General features: G+C 42.6%; 3 protein-coding genes. All 3 read right to left on the bottom strand.

Annotated features, from left to right (window positions below; translation table 11 throughout):
* A partial coding sequence (locus tag ACFE90_RS37025) for an ATP-binding protein (protein ID WP_375507215.1) occupies positions 1-2,083 on the bottom strand: 2,083 nt, incomplete at its 3' end.
* A gap of 311 nt (positions 2,084-2,394) precedes the next feature.
* On the bottom strand, positions 2,395-2,787 hold the full coding sequence (locus tag ACFE90_RS37020; protein ID WP_375507214.1) for a hypothetical protein: 393 nt from the start codon (positions 2,785-2,787) through the stop codon (positions 2,395-2,397).
* Positions 2,788-3,144: 357 nt separating this feature from the next.
* Positions 3,145-3,348, bottom strand: a complete 204-nt coding sequence (locus tag ACFE90_RS37015; protein WP_375507213.1) for a hypothetical protein — start codon at positions 3,346-3,348, stop codon at positions 3,145-3,147.
* Between the last annotated feature and the right edge of the window lie 422 nt (positions 3,349-3,770).

Here is a 3,770-nt window from a genome sequence, read left to right as displayed (position 1 = left end):
CCCCTGCTTCTTCATTGACCCACTCAAGGGTAGGTAATGTGAATGCAAAGGTGCTTCCACATCCTGGAGTACTCTCAGCCCAAATTCTACCGTTGTGTTGTTCAATAATTTTGCGACAGATGGTTAGCCCTAAACCAGTACCACCTTTTTTGCGGGAATCTGATGAATCTACTTGTTGAAACCGTTCAAAGATCCGTTCGAGTTGGTCAGCAGGAATGCCTTGCCCTTCGTCTCGCACCCGAAACACTAATTCTCTGGGAAGGTTTGGGGAACCTTGCTCTTGTTCTACGGTTAGCCAAACAGTCCCCCCAGGTGATGAAAACTTGATGGCATTACTGAGTAAATTGGTTAAAGCTTGCAAAATATAATCTGCATCTGCCCACACTGAGATATCTTGTGGTTGTTTGACCAGAGTGATTTCATGCTGCTGTGCCATTGCTTGCATTGCCTCTGCTGCTTGGATCATCAAATTAGCAGCATTACAGGCTTGGTACTCCATGATGACTTTGCCAGACTCAATTCGCTGTAAATCTAGGACGTTGTTGACTAAACGCACTAACCGTTCGGTACTGTCATCGGCAATTCCTAGCATTTGTTGTCCTTCGGTCGAGAGACTGCCCAATCGCCCTGTAGCTAAGATTTTCAGGGCACTATGCAACGAAGTTAGGGGAGTCCGCAATTCATGACTAATTACAGAAATGAATTCATCTTTCATCCTTTCAATGGCTTTGCGATCGCTAATATCACTACTCAAGGCGAAAAATCCCTTCACCGTGTTCTGGTCATCTACATCAGGGATGTAAGTTACATCAACCGATCGCCAACTCCCATCTTTTAAAAGAATATCATTTTCATAGTTGACGGCTTGCCCAGATAAAGCTGTTTTTACATAAACTTGCATTCTTTGGTAGCAATCTTCTCCCCAAACCTGACGCAGATGGGAACCATAAATTTCTTTCGGAGATTGTCCCAGCCAATCCTGATATGCTTGATTATTAAAGCGATATTGTTGTTGAGCGTCCACATAGGCGATCAGTACTGGCAGCGCATTGGTAATTAAGCGCAATTGCTCCTCACTCTGTCGCAACGCCGCTTCCGCCTGCATCCGCACATTAATTTCCTCTTGCAATTCTGCGGTGCGATCTGCTACAAGCTCTTCTAAGCGTTCCAGTAGTTGGGCTTGAGATAAAGCAATACTGATTTGATCGGCGAGTTGTTGCATCAATTCCAACTCAAAATCTACCCAATGGCGAACGCTGTCGCATTGGTGCGCGATTAACAAACCCCAAAGGTGATTCTGTGACTGGGCATTGAGGTTTTGCACAATCGGTACAATTAATTTGGCTTTGACCTGGAATTGCTCGACAAATTCCACCAAACAATCTGCCAAGCCAGCCGCCGGATCGTGTACATCTACGGTTGCACGCACCCGTCCGTGAGCATACAGTTGTTGATACTCTTGGGGAAAAACTTCTTCAGGAAATTCTAGATCCATCAATGTGGGATAATCTGGTAAAACTGCTTCGCTGATGGTTTTTCCTGTACCATCCGGCAATACCTGATAAATTAGCACGCGATCGGCTTGCAGAATCCGTTGCACTTCTGTGACGGTGGTATGCAGAATTTCCTTTAGCTGTAACGACTGGCGAATTTTCAGCGTCACTTCTGAAAACAGTTCTACCCGTTGCTGTTGCTGTCGTAATTCCGCCTGTATTGATTCCCGGCGCTGACTAATGTCTCGTAATAGCAGCAGATGACAGTGGGGAAGTACGTTAGGTATTAAGGTATACTCCATCTCTCGCTGATTCTGGGCAGAAGATGAAACTAACAGTTCCCCCGTCAATGATTGTCCTGGTGGAAAACTAAGAGAGTTGGGTTGACGAGCAAATTCCGCAGTGATGAAATTAGCTAAAGCTTGCCCTTTGAGTTGCTGACGCGGTAGACCGAGTAAATCACAAGCAGCAATATTCATATCCACGAAACATAAGCGATCGTCAATCAGAGCGATCGCATCATGGGCGTTCTTAAATAAAGTTTGAATCAGACGCTTCTGAGTTCGTCGTTGATGTTGAGATTTTTTCACGCCAGATTGCGATTGCTGCTTCGAGGAACGTTTAGACACCTACATCTATAAATGCAAGGGGACATTTCCATTTTTTACTGAACTTATGTGAAGTTCAAATTTGATTAAGTTAATGTTAGAAAATTTAATATTTTCTACAAAATTGTACCAATATGCTAGGTAATAAAACTCAAACCTTGTGCATGGTGCTGATACATTGTAGAGACGTTGCATACAACGTCTCTATTTTTGTTTTCATGCTCTACCTGTCATTTCAAACCATTATCAGCAAATTTTTTCTTTTTTATCTGCATACAGCAAGGATTCGCCTGTTACGCCGTCTCTGTAGCAGCAGCTTTTGCTTCTGTATTTGATTTTAACCGCGTGATTATAGCTTTACGAACGCGATCGCTTTTCCGTACCGCACCTGCTAGTTCATATTCCCGGCTGTCTTTGCCATACTTCGTTGCTACACCACTAACTAAGCGTTCTGAGGTTTCACGAATGCTCTTTTCCAAAATTTCTATTTTTTCTTTTGCCGAGTCAAGAGTGTTTAACATCTTATTATATTGATTGAGTTCGTTGCGTAGTTCCCCAGTTAACTCAGTCAAATGCTGCAAACTGATGGAATCACCAAAATCGAGGACAGGATCAATTGATTGAAACCCGATTGTCTGCTGTTCTGTTTTTTCTAGTACGGAAGAAGTTCTTTTTTTGCGTGGCATCAACGCACACCTTTTACTTAACTTTATACTTCTAGCGTCTCTCAACAAGACAAGGAATTGGTTCAGTGAAAATAGCCAAAATTAGGCATCTTTTTGGAAAAAAATTGAATTATTAGTTAAGTAATTACCGATAAATAACTTGTTTTGTTAACCAAAGTTTTTACCTTGTTAACCAAAGTACTTGCCTTGTTAACCAAAGTACTTACCTTGTTAAACAAAGTGCTTGCCTTGTTAACCAAAGTACTTGCCTTGTTAACCAAAGTGCTTGCCTTGTTAAACAAAGTGCTTGGCTTGTTAACCAAAGTACTTACCTTGTTAAACAAAGTGCTTGACTTGTTAACCAAAGTGCTTACCTTGTTAAATAACGATCGCAAATCTTGTCTGTTGGCTCAAAATTGCGCGTAGGCATAGCCCGTCGTAGACATCGCCTATCCAGTTGTGAAACAATCTGAGCGTGGAGGTGCGATCGCATGGGGTGGTTGAAGAGCGTTTATTCCAGAGAAGATAAGTAAGTCGGTGCAATAAAACCAAACTGTGTGAAGAAAAGTAAATAAGGCTCAAACTCTTTCTCCCCCTGCTCCCAGCAAGAACTGCCCCCTGCGTTATTCCAACAAGAATTATTTACGCCGACCTACTTATCATGTCATGGTGTGAATCTCAAATTGGAATTGATTATCTGTTTGGACTGGCGCAAAATCCGAGGCTAATCCAGCTATCTCAATCAATACAGCATCGTGCATCTCAAGAATACTCAGGAAAAATTCAAACCGTAGTAGAGTTTTTTGAAACCCAATACAGTTCAGTTAAGTTTTTTTCTCTCCCCGTGCTTCCCCTGCCTTAACAGATAAATTAACAGATAAATTTGCTTAACTGAACCATTTTATTGAAACATGGCGCAGTAGATTTGTTAATCCGCGCCAGGGCGACAGAGTGAACTATGGACAAGAAGGTGAGGGGGATAAGGGAGCAGAGGAGCAGGGGGC

The sequence above is a fragment of the uncultured Nostoc sp. genome (assembly GCF_964245445.1).
Classification (GTDB): Bacteria; Cyanobacteriota; Cyanobacteriia; order Cyanobacteriales; family Nostocaceae; genus Nostoc.
Note: the sequence above shows the minus strand (reverse complement) of the source record. Positions and strands in the feature narration are given on the sequence as shown.